At 66.0% G+C, this 16,432-nt stretch carries 18 protein-coding genes; 10 read left to right on the top strand and 8 right to left on the bottom strand.

Going from position 1 to position 16,432, the window contains the following annotated elements:
* The first annotated feature begins 17 nt into the window (after positions 1-17).
* Together AC1DY7_RS25645 and AC1DY7_RS25640 are read left to right on the top strand one after the other, a co-directional pair.
* Complete coding sequence (locus tag AC1DY7_RS25645; protein ID WP_477496556.1) at positions 18-944, top strand: metal-dependent hydrolase; 927 nt, start codon at positions 18-20, stop codon at positions 942-944.
* Positions 937-2,073 (top strand): DUF7802 domain-containing protein, encoded by a 1,137-nt coding sequence (locus tag AC1DY7_RS25640; RefSeq protein WP_477496555.1) that lies wholly within the window; start codon positions 937-939, stop codon positions 2,071-2,073. The genes AC1DY7_RS25645 and AC1DY7_RS25640 overlap by 8 nt, the downstream gene beginning before the upstream one ends.
* On the opposite strand, the gene AC1DY7_RS25635 is transcribed toward AC1DY7_RS25640, so the two are convergent.
* A complete protein-coding gene (locus tag AC1DY7_RS25635; RefSeq protein ID WP_477496554.1) occupies positions 2,056-2,748 on the bottom strand; it encodes a hypothetical protein in 693 nt (230 codons plus the stop codon). The two genes, AC1DY7_RS25640 and AC1DY7_RS25635, sit on opposite strands and share 18 nt — an antisense overlap.
* Positions 2,749-2,862: 114 nt before the next feature.
* On the opposite strand from AC1DY7_RS25635, the gene AC1DY7_RS25630 reads away from it, so the two are divergent.
* Both AC1DY7_RS25630 and AC1DY7_RS25625 read left to right on the top strand, forming a co-directional pair.
* The gene (locus AC1DY7_RS25630) at positions 2,863-3,606 is read left to right on the top strand and encodes an SDR family oxidoreductase (protein ID WP_477496553.1); all 744 of its coding nucleotides are present in this window, start codon (positions 2,863-2,865) and stop codon (positions 3,604-3,606) included.
* A gap of 120 nt (positions 3,607-3,726) precedes the next feature.
* Positions 3,727-4,110 (top strand): thioesterase family protein, encoded by a 384-nt coding sequence (locus tag AC1DY7_RS25625; RefSeq protein WP_477496552.1) that lies wholly within the window; start codon positions 3,727-3,729, stop codon positions 4,108-4,110.
* Positions 4,111-4,113: 3 nt separating this feature from the next.
* Here AC1DY7_RS25625 and AC1DY7_RS25620 read toward each other — a convergent pair whose 3' ends face one another.
* Entirely contained in the window at positions 4,114-4,371 is a 258-nt protein-coding gene (locus tag AC1DY7_RS25620; RefSeq protein WP_477496551.1) for a DUF7218 family protein, read from the bottom strand.
* A 351-nt stretch (positions 4,372-4,722) separates the two neighbouring features.
* On the opposite strand from AC1DY7_RS25620, the gene AC1DY7_RS25615 reads away from it, so the two are divergent.
* The 3 genes from AC1DY7_RS25615 to AC1DY7_RS25605 are packed head-to-tail and all read left to right on the top strand — an operon-like array spanning position 4,723 to position 7,701.
* Entirely contained in the window at positions 4,723-5,787 is a 1,065-nt protein-coding gene (locus AC1DY7_RS25615) for an LLM class flavin-dependent oxidoreductase (RefSeq protein WP_477496550.1), read from the top strand.
* A 29-nt stretch (positions 5,788-5,816) separates the two neighbouring features.
* Positions 5,817-6,581, top strand: a complete 765-nt coding sequence (locus AC1DY7_RS25610) for a DUF1684 domain-containing protein (RefSeq protein ID WP_477496549.1) — start codon at positions 5,817-5,819, stop codon at positions 6,579-6,581.
* Between the two features lie 58 nt (positions 6,582-6,639).
* Entirely contained in the window at positions 6,640-7,701 is a 1,062-nt protein-coding gene (locus AC1DY7_RS25605) for an LLM class flavin-dependent oxidoreductase (RefSeq protein ID WP_477496548.1), read from the top strand.
* A 9-nt stretch (positions 7,702-7,710) separates the two neighbouring features.
* Here the strand turns inward: AC1DY7_RS25605 and AC1DY7_RS25600 are convergent, their stop codons facing one another.
* Complete coding sequence (locus tag AC1DY7_RS25600) at positions 7,711-8,307, bottom strand: HD domain-containing protein (RefSeq protein ID WP_477496547.1); 597 nt, start codon at positions 8,305-8,307, stop codon at positions 7,711-7,713.
* Between the two features lie 79 nt (positions 8,308-8,386).
* Here AC1DY7_RS25600 and AC1DY7_RS25595 point away from each other — a divergent pair, with 79 nt between their 5' ends.
* Positions 8,387-9,316 (top strand): 2-hydroxyacid dehydrogenase, encoded by a 930-nt coding sequence (locus AC1DY7_RS25595; RefSeq protein ID WP_477496546.1) that lies wholly within the window; start codon positions 8,387-8,389, stop codon positions 9,314-9,316.
* Here the strand turns inward: AC1DY7_RS25595 and AC1DY7_RS25590 are convergent.
* Positions 9,303-10,091 (bottom strand): TauD/TfdA dioxygenase family protein, encoded by a 789-nt coding sequence (locus AC1DY7_RS25590; protein ID WP_477496545.1) that lies wholly within the window; start codon positions 10,089-10,091, stop codon positions 9,303-9,305. The two genes, AC1DY7_RS25595 and AC1DY7_RS25590, sit on opposite strands and share 14 nt — an antisense overlap.
* 118 nt (positions 10,092-10,209) lie before the next feature.
* On the opposite strand from AC1DY7_RS25590, the gene AC1DY7_RS25585 reads away from it, so the two are divergent.
* On the top strand, positions 10,210-10,653 hold the full coding sequence (locus AC1DY7_RS25585) for a TIGR03618 family F420-dependent PPOX class oxidoreductase (RefSeq protein WP_477496544.1): 444 nt from the start codon (positions 10,210-10,212) through the stop codon (positions 10,651-10,653).
* 341 nt (positions 10,654-10,994) lie between these two features.
* The gene (locus tag AC1DY7_RS25580) at positions 10,995-11,735 is read left to right on the top strand and encodes an SDR family oxidoreductase (RefSeq protein WP_477496543.1); all 741 of its coding nucleotides are present in this window, start codon (positions 10,995-10,997) and stop codon (positions 11,733-11,735) included.
* Here the strand turns inward: AC1DY7_RS25580 and AC1DY7_RS25575 are convergent.
* From AC1DY7_RS25575 to glgX, 4 genes are all read right to left on the bottom strand, one after another.
* The gene (locus tag AC1DY7_RS25575; RefSeq protein ID WP_477496542.1) at positions 11,711-12,640 is read right to left on the bottom strand and encodes an iron-containing redox enzyme family protein; all 930 of its coding nucleotides are present in this window, start codon (positions 12,638-12,640) and stop codon (positions 11,711-11,713) included. The genes AC1DY7_RS25580 and AC1DY7_RS25575 overlap by 25 nt on opposite strands.
* 81 nt (positions 12,641-12,721) lie before the next feature.
* Positions 12,722-13,753, bottom strand: a complete 1,032-nt coding sequence (locus AC1DY7_RS25570) for a zinc-binding metallopeptidase family protein (protein ID WP_477496541.1) — start codon at positions 13,751-13,753, stop codon at positions 12,722-12,724.
* Between the two features lie 75 nt (positions 13,754-13,828).
* Positions 13,829-14,059 carry a microaggregate-binding protein 1 gene (gene mbp1 / locus AC1DY7_RS25565; protein ID WP_090358965.1) on the bottom strand — a complete coding sequence of 77 codons (231 nt, stop codon included), beginning with the start codon at positions 14,057-14,059 and terminating at the stop codon, positions 13,829-13,831.
* Between the two features lie 108 nt (positions 14,060-14,167).
* Entirely contained in the window at positions 14,168-16,309 is a 2,142-nt protein-coding gene (glgX, locus tag AC1DY7_RS25560; RefSeq protein WP_477496540.1) for a glycogen debranching protein GlgX, read from the bottom strand.
* Positions 16,310-16,432 lie beyond the last annotated feature (123 nt).

Raw genomic sequence — 16,432 nt, 5'->3', positions numbered from 1 at the left:
TTACAACGAGGTGGCCCATGACGGATCTACAAGTACGCAAGATGCGGTTCGCGTTCGCCGACTACGACGTGCCCTTCTGTTGGAACCAGACCAATCCGGCCTTCTCCGCGATGGCGAACGCGGTGTCCTTCCTGGCCATCGCGTTCGAGAAGATGATCGTCACCACCATGGCCGAGGCCAAACCTCTCCTCACCGATCCGGTGATCGCCGAGGAGGCCGACGCGTTCGTGCGCCAGGAGGGTCAGCATTCGATGGCCCATCGCCAGCACGCCCGCGGGCTGATCAAGGCCTACCCGGCGCTCAAGGAAACCCTCGACGAGGTCATCGCCGCCTTCGACGACCTGGTCGAACACAAATCGCTGAAGTACCGGCTGGCTTACACTGCCGACCTGGAGGCCACCTTCACGCCGGTGTTCAAGCTGATGCTGGACAACGATTCGACGCTGTTCGCCCCGGGCGATGACAGGGTGGCCTCGCTGTTCCTGTGGCACTTCGTCGAAGAGGTCGAGCACCGCAGCTCGGCCCTGATCATCTACAACGGTCTGGTGAACGAGCCGTGGTACCGGATGCGGGTGGCGCCGTCGATCTTCAAACACGTGCTGGCCGTGGTCCGGATGGCCTGCGAAGGTTTCAACAAACACATCCCGCTGGAAGTCCGCAAGGTCGACGCACTGTCGGCCTTCGCTCTGGAAGCCAAGAAGAACACGCTGCTCAAGAAGATGGGCCGGATCCCCGACTACGGGCCTTTCGAAAACGCCTTCGCCGGGCTGGGACTGCGGGAATCATTGACCGCGCTGTCGGGAATCGTGCGCAGCCAGATCCCGGGGCACGACCCCACCCACGAGAACCTGCCGGTGCTGGCCGCCGAATGGTTCAAACGCTACGACGAGGGATATGACGTGACGAAGTGGTACACGGCCACCAAGGCCTCCGCCGATGTCTGATCTGTGTGCGGCGACGTTCGCCGGTCTGGCTGCGCGCCTGGGCTTCTCGTGTGATCAGATGGGCGGCCTGGTCTCGTTCCGCAACCCGCTGAATCTGGAGAACTGGACCCTCCCGGTGCTCGAGCTGGTCGTGATCTCCGGGGCGATCCTGTCATTGGTGTATGCCGTCAACCGGTGGCGCCGGCACAACGACCCGACCAACGTGGTGCTCTGGTTCGGCGCCATCGCCTATCTGCTCATCGTGGAGCCGCCGCTGTACTTCCCGGCGCAGTTCGGGATCGGCGAATACGTGGACACGATGTTCGCGCACAACGTGTTCAGCGTCGACTTCCTCTGGGGCCGGCTGCCGCTGTACATCATCGCGATCTATCCGATGATGGCCACCGTCGCGTTCGAGATCGTGCGCATCCTCGGGGTGTTCCAGCGGAGGGGCGTTCTCGTCGGCGCCATCTGCGTGGGCTTCGTCCATCACGCCTTCTACGAGATCTTCGATCACCTCGGTCCGCAATTGCGTTGGTGGGAGTGGACTCTGGACCATCCGATGAATCAGCCCTTCTTCGACTCGGTGCCACTGCCCAGCGTCGTGGTGTTCGCCGCGCTGTGGCCGATGTCGCTGGCGTTCTGTGTGCAGTTGTTCGTAGGCCGCCACGTCGACGCCGGCAGGAACTTCACCGGACTCCAGATCCTCGTGCGCACTGTGGTTGTCGGTGTGCTGGCGTCGATCGGCACCGTGCTGTTGCCGCTGCCCGCGACGGTGGTCGGCAAACTCACCGACAGCACCGACATCGGTGGTGTCGTGTACGCCCTCGAACTGGTTGCGCTCACCGTCGTCGCGGTCCCGGTGCTGATCGGACAGTGGAGATCCCTGCGCAAAACCGGTGCGAGCCATGCCAACCCGCTGATCCTCGGTTACGCCGCGGTGTACCTGGCCGTCATGGCCGTGCTGTGGGCGGCGGCGCTGCCCGCCTACTTCGGTGCGACCGACGGGGTGACCTCGGCAGGCGATCCGGTGGGCAGTCTCTGGTACGCCGTGCTGTGCTTCGCGATCGGCGGGCTGTCCATCGCGGCGTGCCGCAGCGTGGCGCCCCGGGCGCAGACCGCTCCGCAGCCGCTACTGACGGGCAGCTGACCCGACCGTGTCGGCGGATGCGGCCAGCCATGCTTCGCCCGCCGCGGCGGCGCGCACCAGGGCGCCGTACTCACCGAGATAGTCGGCGATCGCACCCAACCAGGGCAGCATGCCGAGGTAGCGGAAGAGGCCGCGCGGATGCGGGCGCTTGCCGAGCTCCGCACCGATGGCGTTCAGGATGCCCACCAGGTGCCACAGCTTGCGGGCCAGCGACATCTGCGACCAGCCGGGCTCTTGAGCCGGCGCCGGATCCGGACCGTCGGTGAGGTCGCGGGCGCACAGAATCGCCGCCAGCATCCGCACCCGGGTGGACGTGTCGGTGACGCCGTACTCGCGAGCGACCGCGCACAACACGATGGCTTGATTGGCGAACCCGAACAGATCCTGGATCGGCAGCCGGTCGGCGATCACACCCAACAGTCCGGGGAACGCCACCAGCACGGTGTCCAGAGCGCCGACCCGCCGCACCCACCAGCGGATGCGCGCGGTCCGGTCCTTGTCATCCCACGCCTTGGTCCCCGGCAGGTCGACGCAGCCCAACCGGGGCCGCACCCCAAGTGGATCTGCTTCGGCCAGCACGTCCAAGATGAGGTCGATCAGGGTCACGGCGCGCCCGAGCGCACCCGCCACGTCCTCGTCGGTGAGTTCGGCTCTCGGTATCGGGATCAGGCCCATACCGCCCATCCTGCTGCATTTGCCTCTACTTGGGCGAAACCAAAAGCCGTGGCCGGGCCACCGCGCAGCACCGCGCCACCGGCCGTGTTGCAGGGCCACGGCTAGCGTCGCCGCGTGACTTCGACATCGTTGTTGTCCGCGACCGCGTTCACCGGCCGCACGATCGTGCTCATCGGCGGAGCGTCGGGTATCGGGCTGGCCACCGCGCGGCTGATCAGCGCCGCAGGCGGAACCGTCGTCCTCGGTGGCCGCACCGCCGACAAGCTGACGGCCGCCACCGCCGAGTTGGGTGGCGGCGCACGGGCGCGGGTCGTCGACACCGCTGACCAGAGCAGCCTCGACGAGTTCTTCGGTGCACTGGAGGTGGTGCACGGGGTGTTCACCACCGCGGCGACCTACGTCACCGGGTCGTTGTCGGATTTGTCGGTCGAGGAGGCCGCCACCCCGTTCGATTCGAAGTTCTGGGGCCAATACCGGGTGGTGAAGACGGCACTGCCCCACCTCGCCGCCGACGCAGCAGTGGTGCTGATGTCGGGTGCGGCCAGCATCCGCCCGGCGGGCAGTGCGCCCGCCTACGTCGCCGCCAACGCGGCCATCGAGGGCTTGGCCCGCGGGCTGGCATTCGAGCTCGCGCCCGTGCGGGTGAACGCGATCGCCCCCGGCACGGTGGACGGAAATCTGTGGAACCACAAGGATCCCGCCGTACGCAGTGCTGCATTCGAGTTCTTCGGCGCGCAGTCGGTGCTGGGCCGGGCCGTCACCGAGGACGAGGTCGCGCAGGCCGCCGCCTACCTGTTGCTGAACACGGGCACCACCGGTTCCACGCTGTTCCCGGATGGCGGCTACAGCTTCCGGTAGCTCACTTGGGTGATGATCGTCGGGTGCATTACTTCCACCGACTCGACGACACGATGTATCAGGCGACCGATCACACCGGTGGGGCATGGAACATCTCCGAACAACACATCGCGCCGTCGCTTGGTCTGCTGGCGCACGCGGTCGAGGTCGATCGCGACGCCCGCCGGTCCGACGGGCTGCGGGTGGCCGGGCCGCGCCACCGCCTGGGTCCGTACCGATGTCCGGCTGATCGAAGGCGAAGCCGTAAGCCCGACAGCTCGCGCCATCGGCCTACTCGACATCGCCAACGGCCTTGCGGTCCGGATGAACCCGGCCGACGTCGCGTTCCCGAACATCGACCTCACCGCCCACCTGTTCGCCGAGCCCACAGGTGAATGGCTCGGCTTCGACACCACGGCGTCGGTCAGCGCCACCGGAACCGGCTTGACCCACAGCGTGATTCACTACGAGACCGGCCCCATCGGGGTCTCTTCGCAAATGCTGACGGTGCGCCCCAGCCGATGACTCCTAGTATTCGCGCAACTTGGTGATCAAGTTGTCTTTGGACAAATTGGAGTATCCGGACAGCCCGAGTTCCTTGGCGCGCTTGCGCAACTCCGCCACCGTCCAAGCGTCGTAGCTGCCGGACCGGCCGCCTCTCCTGCCTACCGAGGACGCTCCGCGTGATGCAACGGCGTTGGAGATCCGCGCCGCTTTCTCCTTGGAGTCCCCCTCCTCACGCAGGTCCCGGTACAACTCCTCATTTTGTATCGATGCATTCGGCACCGTGATTACCCCCTTAGGCAAATCGTGTGCCGTCTTTTCATTCCCGAAGATCGGCCCGAGCAAACCTGTCAGCGGTTTGCCAGTCGAATGACCGCACGCCCATCGGGGCCGCCAATAATTGACGTCGGCGCTGTTTCTCACCCCGAACCGGAGGCGGGATGCCGGATCACGGGGGTTGCCAACGACCGGTTCCCTACACTCTGCGGTGCCGTCCGCCCGAATCCCGGTGATCGCAACCAGGGTGTCTCGACTGGACTTCTGTAACCGTTCGGTGCATGGCGGCCGGGGAATGAATCCACGCACCGCCGGGTTGGTCGGGATACTTCTGCGACGACTGACGGAGCCGGCCCGGTGAAGTTTCTACTGCTCACCCTCATCGCGCATCACCCCGATGCGGTGACCGGCGAGAAGAAGAGCCCGGCTGAACGATTGCAGGATGTCGTCGAGTCGGCGGTCCTTGCCGAGGACCTCGGGTACGACGGGTTCGCAGTCGGCGAGCGGCACGAGGACCCGTTCCTCTCCTCATCCCCGCCCGTCGTGCTCAGCAACATCGCAGCCCGCACCTCGCGCATCGGCGTGTTCACCGGGGTGACCACCTTGAGCCTGCTGGATCCGGTGCGCGCGTTCGAGGACTACTCGACCCTCGACAATCTGTCCGGCGGACGCCTGGAGCTGATCATCGGCAAAGGCAATGGCGCCGCACAGGCCGAGTTGTTCCACGTCACCACAGCCGATCAATGGGACCGCAACCGCGAGGGCTATGAGCTGTTCCGCGCACTCTGGGACAGCGATGAGGTGACCTGGTCGGGCCGGTTCCGCCCGGACCTGTTGGCCGCCAAGGCATTGCCCCGACCACTCCAGCACAAGATCCGGATCTGGCACGGCAGCGCCACGAGCGAGGAGTCGGTCGACCTCGCCGCCCGGCACGGCGATCCGGTCTTCTCGGCGAACGTCACCTACCCGATCGAGACCTACGCCGCGTTGATCCGGCATTACCGGCAACGATGGGCGTTCTATGGCCGTCGCCCCGAGGAGGCACTGGTCGGTGCCGGCACCGCGGGTTTCCACATCGCGTCCGACTCCCAGCAGGCGGTGCGCGAGTTCCGGCCTGCGTTCGAGGCCAGACTCGCGTTCGCCCGGCGCGCCGGGTTGCCGGTGGTCTTCGAATCCATCGAGGATTTCGTCGACCGCAGTTCAGCGCTGATCGGCAGCCCGCAGCAGGTGATCGACAAGGTCGGCCGTTACCACGCCCAACTCGGCCATGAGGTCATCCACCTCAGCGCCGACACCGACGGGGTCAGCCCGACCCAGAAACGCCGCAGCCTGGAACTGTTCCAGAGCGATATCGCGCCGGCGCTGCGCGCCGAGATCCCCAGCCGTCCATTGGCGGCGACCCGTAATCCTGTTGCACTGTAATACTTTTCATCGATACGAGGAGCAACGCCATGACGAGCGCCACCGATACCTTCGCTGCCGCCTGGGACCGGTGGCACGCCGACCGCGAGCACTACTACGGGCAACCACTGGGCTGGGTGAGCCTGACGGGTTTGTACTGGCTGACCGATGAATTCGCTGCCGTCGCCGACCTGCCCGGCCACTGGCGTGCCGACAGGGACGCGGTGTACATCGACGGCATCGAAGGTACCGAGCGACTGGAACCGGTAGAGGGGGCGCCGGGACTGCTCGTCGAGGACGGCGACCGGCGCATCGAAGTCATCCGCCGCAGCGGTTGGGTGGGGCTGCGCGTACACGACCCCGCGTCGCCGCACCTGGTCGCCTACCGGGGTATCCCGGCGTACGCTCCCGCCGAACGATGGCGTCTCAGCGGGACGTTCACCGCCTACCCGCAGTCCCGCACGGTCACCACCGGTGCCGTCGTGGAGGGCCTCGAACACCACCACCACGCGGTGGGGGTTCTCGATTTCGAGTGGGAAGGCACTCCAGCGCAACTCGTCGCGTTCAGCGGTCCCGGTGGCGCGGACGACGGTTTGCAGGTGCTGTTCACCGACGCCACGAGCGGAAAGACGACCTACGCCGGGGTCCGGTCCCTCGCTGTGTCGGCGCCGGATCCGGACGGCACGGCGACGCTGGACTTCAACCGGGCGGCGAACCTGCCCTGCGCGTTCACCGACTACGCGACGTGCCCCGTGGCACCGACGGAGAACCGCTTGCCGTTCGCCGTCGACGCGGGCGAGCAGAATCCTCGTTGAGAAAATCAGCCTGACGGCAACCGTTTTCACCCCGACCACTCATTTCTAGCCTGGGGCGGTGAGTACCTCCGCGGTGCGATTCGGTGTCTGGGCGCTGGTGTACGGCACCTGGGGTGCGAAACGGCATCCACTCGAGCCGGTGGACGCGACCTGGGCACGCAACAGAGACCAGATCGTCGAAGCCGACCGCCTCGGTTTCGACGCCACCCTGGTGGCCCAGCACGAGGTGAATCCCTCCGGCGATCACTACGACCAGCTCGAAGCCTGGACCGCCAGTGCAGCTTTGGCGGCGGTGACCGCGAACATCGAGATCATCACCGCCATCAAGCCCGCCTTGTATCACCCCGTGGTCCTGGCCAAACAGGCGCTGCAGATCGAGGAGATCAGCGGCGGCCGGTTCGGCATCAACGTCGTCAATGCGTGGTTCGCCCCGGAGATCGCGCGGGCCGGCCTACCCTTCCTGGAGCACGACGAGCGCTATGCCTACGGCCGCGAATGGCTGACCGTCGTCGACTCACTGCTCCGGGGCGCTCGAACCACGTTCCACGGCAAGTACTTCCACGTGGACGACTACCAGCTCAGGCCCGCGAGCCGCTACCGGTCCCGGCCGTCGATCTACGTCGGAGGTGAATCGGAACCGGCCCGCGCACTGGCGGCTGACCATGCTGATGTCTGGTTCATCAACGGCCAGCCCGAGGAGAACGTGCGCCGCCTGATCGCCGATGTCGCACGGCGCCCCCGCGCGGGTGCACCGGCGCGCTTCGGTCTGGCGGCGTTCGTGATCGCCAGGGACACCGACCGCGAGGCCGCCGACGAATTGGCCTATGCGTTCGACCTGGCCGGCCGCGACACAGCCGAGACGCACGCGGTGCTGTCCAACGCCGACCCGAACGCCGAGATGTTCAAGACCTTTGCCGCACACCCGCATGTGGGCACCAACGGTGGGACCGCCGCCGGCCTCGTCGGCAGCTACGACACCGTCGCCGAACGCATCGTGCGGTTCGGCGGCGTCGGCATCGAGTTGTTCATGCTGCAGTTCCAGCCGTTCGAGTCGGAGATGCGCCGGTTCGCCGAGCACGTCATTCCACGGGTGCGCCGGCTGGAGCAGCGCGCCGCGTGACGCGCCTCCTCAGCGATCGGCACCTCGGTGACCAGAGCGTTCCAGCGCGTCGCGGGGCCGCAGGAAACCCAGCGGTTGCAGCGTGCGCACGGCACGCACCGCCCCGGTGGGAATGACCCGGGTGAAGAAGACGCCGGCGTCGAATGTGCCGCGGACCTCATTGACGAAGGTTTTCGACAGGCCGAATCTGATGAGCCCCTGGCTGACATCTATCAGGTCGGCCCGACGCATGGCCTCGACCAGTTCCGCGTACGGCCGCGGGGCGCCGTACCTGGAGAAGCGGTGATGTTCGGCGACCACAACCGCCAGCTCGTCGGACCACTCGTCGCGCCCGGTCCGCCGCAACCAGGCGTCCTGTGCCACGATCGACGGGACCAGGTAGTCCAGGGTGTCGAAGGCGGCCAGGTCATGAAACGCAGCGGCAACGGCCAGTTTGTCGTCACGTGCCGGGGAATCCGGCGACAGCGCGCGGGCGAAGTTGATGACGCGGTAGACGTGCGCCTTGTAGGCATCGAAGCCGGCGTCGTCGCCGTGGGCGCGGTAACGGTGCGATTCCAGGATCTCCTCGGCCAGGGGCTGGCTGTGCAGGATCTCGACCGTCGCCACAGGAAAATCCTAGGCCGTGCCCACGAAATACGCGGCGCGTCGGCGCAGTTTTGAAGGGCAGCGACGAATTGGAGTGCGCATGGGAAACCCGGTGAAGGTACTAGTCCCCGACGAGACCGGCCTGCGGGCGATCGGAGACTCGCCGGACCTCGAAGCCATCCGCTACGAGCCGGGTGCGCCGTGGCCACAGGAGGGACGCGAGGCCGCGGTCGTGGTCGTCGGGTACGAGAACGCGCCCGCCGTCGGCGCCAGGTTCCCCGAGCTTGCGGCACTGCGTCTGGTGCAGACGCTCAACGCCGGGTACGAACAGTGGCTCCCGCTGCTCCCTGACGGAGTCCTGCTGTCCAATGGCCGCGGCGCACACGGTGGTTCGTCCGCGGAGTGGGTGGTGGCCGCGCTGCTGTCCATCGTCCGGGAGTTGCCCTACTTCGGCGATCAGCAGGCTGCCGACGCCTGGCGGCCCCGGGTGACGGAGACACTGATCGGCAAACGGGTGGTCATCCTGGGCGCCGGCGACCTGGCGGTGAACCTTGCGGCCAGGTTGGCGCCGTTCGAGACCGAGGTGATCCTGGTCGGCCGGCGAGTCCGCCCCGGCGTGCACACCCTCGACGACCTCGACGCCCTGCTGCCCCACGCCGACGTCGTGGTCGCCATGCTGCCCGCCGACGACTCGACCTATCGACTGATCGACGCGGATTTCCTGCGCAAGCTACGCGACGGTGCGGTGGTGGTGAACGCCGGCCGTGGTGGGGCGGTGCACACCGATGCACTGCTGGCCGAGCTGACGTTGGGCCGGCTGCGTGCCGCGCTCGACGTCACCGACCCCGAACCACTGCCGGAAGGCCATCCCTTGTGGTCGGCGCCGGGCCTGTTGTTGACCCCGCACGTGGCAGGCAGTACCGAGGGCGCATGGGAACGGGCTTGGGCCGTTGCTCGGGCGCAGATCGACGCCTATGCCGCCGGCGACCGGCCGTCCAATGTGGTCGCCGGTGCTCTCAACCGGCGATGACCTTGCGGTACGCCCGTGGTCCGTCGTAGTCGTTGACCGCGAAATGCCATGTCGCCAGGTTGTCCCAGATCACGAAATCACCCGGCTTCCAGCCGAATCCGGCCGAGTAGTTAGGTGACGAGGCATGCGAGAGCAGGAAAGGCAGAAGGGCCTGCCCCTCGGCGGGTTCGATACCGGTGAGCCGCAGGGCCGACGAACTCAGGAACAACCCCTTCCGGCCGGTGTGGCGGTGGGTGCGCACCACGGGATGCTCGACCGTGTCGGTGACCGGCGGACGGTCGGGCGTGCCGTCGCCCGGATAGGCGCTGTACACGGCGCGCACAGACTCCAGCAGTTCCTGAACGGGCCGAGACAGGCCGTCGTAGGCCGCCTGCAGATCCGCCCACAGCGTGCGGCCGCCGATCTCGGGCACGACTTGGTAGGTGAGCGATTCGATGTTGAACGGCGGATTGCGCCAGGTGCCGCCCACATGCCAGGTCGAGGCGCTGCCCGCCTTGTCCAAGTCGAACACGTAGACCAGCCGGTTGTGTTCGTCCCGGCGCAGCCACAGCGGGTGGTCAAAGGGCTCGTCGAAGATCCGTGCCGCCGCCACATGCTGGTCCGGGGACAGGTGCTGTCCACGGAAAACCAGCACCTTATACCGCCAGAAGTCGGCCCGTAACGCCTGCGCGGTGGCTTCGTCGACGCCGTCGGACAGGTCGACGCCGACGATCTCGGCGCCGAGGACCGGACTGGCCGGCACGGCCGAGTAGGAAACGGATTGGACAGTGGTCATGTGCATCACCCGCTGCGACGTGAATGGTCAACTCGATTGCCATAGCGTAGGTTTCGCGGGTAGAACGGCATAAGGGTTCGGATCACGGTGTGCGTATGTTGCCGGGAAGGAATACGAGATGCCGACACTGCAGGAGGCGGCCGCGTTGGCCGCAGCGGATCAAGGCCTGGCTGTGGTGTCCACCCTGCGCGCCGACGCCACCATTCAGTCGTCGCTGATCAATGCTGGAGTGTTGCCGCATCCGTTGACGGCGGCTCCGGTGTTGGGATTCGTCACCTACGGGCCGGTGAAACTGGCCAATCTGCGTGCTCGTCCGCAGATCTCGGTGACCTTCCGGTCCGGCTGGCAGTGGGCCACGGTCGAGGGTCGTGCCGAACTGGCCGGCCCGGCCGATCCGCAACCATGGCTGCCAGATCCCGACCGGCTGCGCCTCTTGCTGCGCGAGATCTTCACGGCAGCCGGCGGCACGCATGACGACTGGGACGCCTACGACCGGGTGATGCGTGAACAGGGACGCACCGCGGTGCTGATCGATCCAGTCCGGATCTACAGCAACCGCTGAGGATCCCTACGTGTAGGCAACCCGCACACCGTGTCCCGCATCTGGGCGAGCTTGTCCGGCAACGATTCCGCGAGATCCTTCGCCTGCGACCAGTCCTCATCGAGGTGACACAGCTCCCACCGGTCGTTGTCCGCACTCACCTGTTCACGCAGGCACGGGCGGCCCACTGTGAGCCACACCGTGGTGCGTCGAACTTACGGACGGGTGCCGAACTCGACCACCCCTACACCTTACCGTTACCTTAGGTATCTCTTAATATTCTTAATTTCCGTGTAGGGTGACCGTTGTAGGTGCCAGCACGGGTGGAGTGTTCTCCCCTGTGATCAGCGGAAGGAACCGATATGCACGACACCCGGATCGTCTTGGTCACCGGAGCGTCCCGCGGAATCGGCGCCGAGGTCGCGCGCCAGCTCGCCGAGCCGGGCACCCACGTCGTCGTCAACTACCGCGAGAAATCCGCCCGCGCCGAAGCCGTCGCCGACGACATCCGCCTGCTGGGTGGCCAGGCCTCCACCGTCGGTGCCGACATCGCCGACGAGGCTGCGGCGGCCGCCATGATCACCGAGATCGGGCAGCGCTTCGGTCGGCTCGACATGTTGGTCCTCAACGCCTCGGGCGGCCTGGAGCTCGGCGCGGACTCCGGCTACGCCATGCGGCTCAACCGCGACTCGCAGCGGCGGCTCGTCGAGCTGGCCCTCCCTCTCATGCCCGTCGGTGCCCGCATCGTGTTCGTCACCAGCCATCAGGCGCACTTCTATCCGCACAAGGCCGTGCCCAAGGGCTACGCGCCCATCGCACTGAGCAAGCGCGCCGGGGAGACCGCCCTGCACGGGATGAAGCGTGAATTCGACCGGCACGGCATCCATTTCACCGTGGTCTCCGGCGACATGATCGACGGGACCATCATCATCCGGCTGCTGCAGCGCCGCGATCCCGACGCGGTGGACGCCCGCCGCGCCTATGCTCCGCTGCCGACCGTCGAAGAGTTCGCCTCCGCGATCGCCGGTGCGGCCCGCTCGCCCCATCATCCCGGCGTCGTCTACGTCGGCGGCTCGGACTATCTGATGGACCGATCCGCCTGAGTTTCCTGGCGATCCGGGGCTCCCTGCTCGACCCAGCGTGTCAGCAAGCGCGTCGTGAATCGTCGCTCCAGAAGCTCGAACGCCCGGATACCCAGCACCACTTCGGATTCCAGTTCCGGTTCGGCGTCCAGCAGCGCGCCCACCGTTTCGCACCGCGCCTTCAGCCCAGTGCGGACGTTGTCCCGGTAGAACTGCACACAGGGCTGCGGAGCGCCGAACCGCACCAGCGCGTCCACCAATCCGGCCGACGCGCTGCGCACGGCAATCCTGGTGGCCAGCACCTGACCGGAAGCGGCGCCACGCAGATTCCCGTGCAGCGAGAACATCGACATCATGTTGACCATGGCCAGCGCCTCGGCACTCGCCTCGTCGAGATAGTGCAGATATGTAGCGTCCAGTCCGGCCGCCCGGAGCACCTCGGCGAACCGTCGCCTCGGGGCGTGATCTGTTGCACCGAAGGCTGATTCGCCGAACTTGGCCGGCGTCATCCCGTCCGCGGACGATGCGTCGTCGGTTCTGACCCGATACACCGACCGCTGCACGAAGTACTCGCGCATCTGCGCCCACGTGCCGTGCTCACGCAGATACTCCGCCAGCGGCGAAGGCTGCGTGCACAACCGCGGGATCTCGTCGACAGCCTTGGTCTGCGAGACGTCTCCGATGCCGCCACGCAACGCCGTCCCGAAGGCCTCTTCCAGACGGGACCGCAGCTGCAGCACCCCCGGATCCCATTCCCAACGCGGGTCGACACCGGCGAAACCCCGGTGGTGCAGCTCGTAACTCACGTACAGCGCCAGCTGCAGATCCTGGCCGAGGGGCTCGGTATCGGCCACCGGCGCGGGGACCGGGACGTAGTGACGCCGGGGTGCCCGGCAGGCGAGATGGTCGAGGAGCGCCCCGCTCACCGGTCCTACAGCTGACGGCAGGGCGGGCTGGAGGTTTGTGGCAGTCGGCGGCACGAATGTGTATACCCGCACGTAGGTGGACTAAACCGAGGCCGTGCTCTCGTCGACGACCGTGTGCAGAAAGCGCATCTTGTCCAGCACCGTGGCCGTCAGCACGAACGGATAGAGATCGTCCTTGCCCATCGACCGGTTGACCATGTTCAGTCCCCACGACAAGGGCAGCCACATGTCGGTGAGCGTGCCGAACCCGCTCGGACCGAGCACTCGCCGATCGTAGGTCGCGCCGGCGGGCGCGAACCCGAACGCGGCGGCCGTATCGAGGGTGTCCCGGATGTGCAGGTAGTGCGCGAACGTCTCGGCCCAGTCTTCGGCCGGGTGCATCGTGGCGTAGGACGAGACGTAATCCCGCTTCCAGTCGGCGGGTGGTCCGTCGTTGTAGTGGCGGTCCAGCGCCTCCTGGTAGTCCGCGTCGGGGTCGCCGAACAACTCCTCGAACTGTTCGGCGTAGGCCGCCACGGGCGCGATCAGCCGGTAGAAGTAGTAGTGCCCCACCTCGTGCCGGAAATGCCCGAGCAACGTCCGATAGGGCTCCTCCATCGCGATGCGGAGCTGCTCACGGTGGACATCGTCCCCTTCGGCCAGATCCAGTGTGATGACCCCGTTCTCGTGGCCGGTGAACACCTTTTCCTGTTCGCTCGACAGCAGGTCGAACGCCAGGCCGAACTCCGGGTCGACATCGCGACCCTCGATCGGCAACCCCAGCTCGTGCAATTCGACGATCATCCGACGCTTGGCCTTCTCGGCCTGCGCGAAGGCGGCCATCGCCTTGCTGTCGGCGTCGTTGGGCCGGGTGCGTGTCAGCGTGCAGGATTCGCACAATCTGCGCACCCGCGCGAACGGGACGATCCAATTGCATTTGGCGATATGCAGATTGGCGCACAACTGATACTCGGTGTCGGCGACGGAACCGGCCTGATCGGCCACGTCTTCCTCGGCGATCACCAGAAAGGCCATCTGGTCCAGCGAAAAGCCCAGTCTGCTCTTACAACTCAGGCATACCGAGTTCTCGAACGACAGTCGCTGTCCGCAGTTCGGACAGGTGAAATCCCGCATCGGGCATCCTCAATCTCAGTGCAGCAGACGAGCGGCAGGAGCCATATGACTCCTGCCGCTCGGTGGAAACTGCGGTTATTCGGCGGCCTTCTGGCGCGCTTCGGCGGCACTCTCGGCAGCACGGGCGGCCTCGGCTTCGGCTTCCTTCTTGGCGACGTCGCGCGCGGCGTCGGCCTTGTCCTGCTGGGCCTGGCCCTCTTCGCGAAGGTCGTCGCGATCGGTCACGATGCCGATGACTTCCTTCGCCTTGCCCTTGACGTCTTCGACAATGCCCTTCACGGCTTCTTCGGGTCCGCTGTCGCCCATGGTTCTACCTTTCGTCCGAGGAACTCGTGACCGGTTGATACCCCGCAGGGGCATCGCTTCAAACCTGCTGTGGTGGAGGTGAGGCCTGGTCAGACGGCGTGACCGCGGTCACGTCGGCGGCGCAACCGCACGGAGCACCAGCGTGGACCGGGCGTCGATGGTGATCGTCTGCCCGGCATCGACCGGCTTGGCGCCCTCCACGTGCACGGCATCGGCGGTGTAGAGCACCGGCTCCCAGCGGGCGGCGAATTCCGCGGGCGGAACGACGTACTGGATGGACTCATGGTGGGCGTTGAAGCACATCAAGAACGAATCGTCGGTGATGCGCTGGCCCCGGGTATCCCGATCGGGGATGCCGTTGCCGTTGATGAACACCGCGACCGACTTCCCGAAGCCACTGTCCCAGTCATCGTCACCCATCACCGTGCCGTCCGGCCGGAGCCAGGCGATGTCGGGCTGCCCTTCTTTGGAGCGCTGCCGGACGGGTCTGCCATCGAAGAATCGGCGGCGCCGGAACGCCGGGTGTGCGGTGCGCAGCGCGGAAACGCGCCGGGTGAAGTCGATCAACTCGGTGTCGGCGTTCGCCCAGTCGATCCAGGACAGCTCATTGTCCTGGCAGTAGACGTTGTTGTTGCCCTTCTGCGTTCTGCCCAACTCGTCGCCGTGGCAGATCATCGGCACACCCTGGGACAAAAGCAACGTCGTGAGGAGGTTGCGCTGTTGGCGGCCGCGCAACTCGTTGACCGTCGCATCGTCGGTCGGGCCCTCGACCCCGCAGTTCCAGGACCGGTTGTGACTCTCGCCGTCGTTGTTGTCCTCGCCGTTGGCGTCGTTGTGTTTGTCGTTGTACGACACCAGATCTCGCAGCGTGAAGCCGTCGTGCGCGGTGATGAAGTTGATCGAGGCCACGGGCCGGCGGCCGGTGTGCTCGTAGAGGTCCGCCGATCCGGTCAACCGGGAGGCGAACTCGTCGAGGGTGGCCGGTTCGCCGCGCCAGTAGTCGCGGACCGTGTCGCGGTACTTGCCGTTCCATTCGGTCCACTGCGGGGGAAAGTTGCCCACCTGATAGCCACCCGGCCCGACATCCCAGGGTTCGGCGATCAGTTTGACCTGGCTGACCGTCGGATCCTGTTGTACCAGTTCGAAGAACGACGACAGCCGGTCGACATCGTAGAACTCCCGGGCCAGTGTCGCGGCCAGGTCGAACCGGAATCCGTCCACGTGCATCTCGGTGACCCAGTACCTCAACGAGTCCATGATCAGCTGCAGCGCATGGGGATTGCGCACGTTCAGGCTGTTACCGGTGCCGGTGTAGTCCATGTAGTAGCGGCCGTCGTCCTCCATCAACCGGTAATAGGCGGAGTTGTCGATACCCCGGAACCCGATCGTGGGCCCGAGGTGATTCCCCTCGGCAGTGTGGTTGTAGACGACGTCGAGGATGACCTCGATGTCGGCCTCGTGCAGGGCACGCACCATCGCCTTGAATTCCTGCACCTGCCCGCCGGGGGTGGTGGTGGCGCTGTATTTGTCGTCCGGGGCGAAGAATCCGATGGTGTTGTAGCCCCAGTAGTTGGACAGTCCCTTGTCTATCAACGTGGAGTCGTTCGCGAAGTGATGGATCGGCATCAGTTCGATCGCATTGACGCCCAACGCTTTGAGGTGGTCGATGATCACCGGATGCCCGACGGCGGCATAGGTGCCGCGCATCTGCTCGGGGATGTCGGGGTGGGTCTGCGTCAGACCCTTGACGTGCGCCTCATAGATCACCGTGTCCGCGTATTCGTGGTTCGGCGGCCGGTCCACACCCCAGTCGAAGAAGGGGTTGATCACCACCGACTTCGGCATGCTCGCCGCGGAATCCTCGTCGTTACGGCTGTCGGGGTCGCCGAAGTCGTATCCGAAAAGACTTTGCTCCCATTGGAATTGGCCGTCAATGGCTTTGGCATACGGGTCCACGAGCAACTTGTTGGGATTGCACCGCTGACCGTTGGCCGGATCGTAGGGGCCGTGGATGCGGTAGCCGTACCGCTGGCCGGGTTCGATGCCGGGGATCATTCCGTGCCAGACGAAGGCATCGACCTCCGGCAATACCACCCGGGTCTCGGCGCCCTCGGCATCGAACAGGCACAGTTCGACCTGCTCGGCAACTTCTGAGTACACCGAGAAGTTGGTGCCATACCCGTCATAGGTCGCGCCCAGTGGATACGCTTTGCCCGGCCAAATTTCTACAGGATCGGTGTACGACATCATCTCTGCATACCCCAGCCGGGTAAACAAGAAACGCCGAAAAGCCAGATGTAACCGGGCCGACACACGAGGTGCGGCCCACATCACACAATCGGCTGCTACGCAACATCATTGGCGCTGCTCGTC

The organism is Mycobacterium sp. P2_H7 (genome assembly GCF_056403275.1).
Note: the sequence above shows the minus strand (reverse complement) of the source record. Positions and strands in the feature narration are given on the sequence as shown.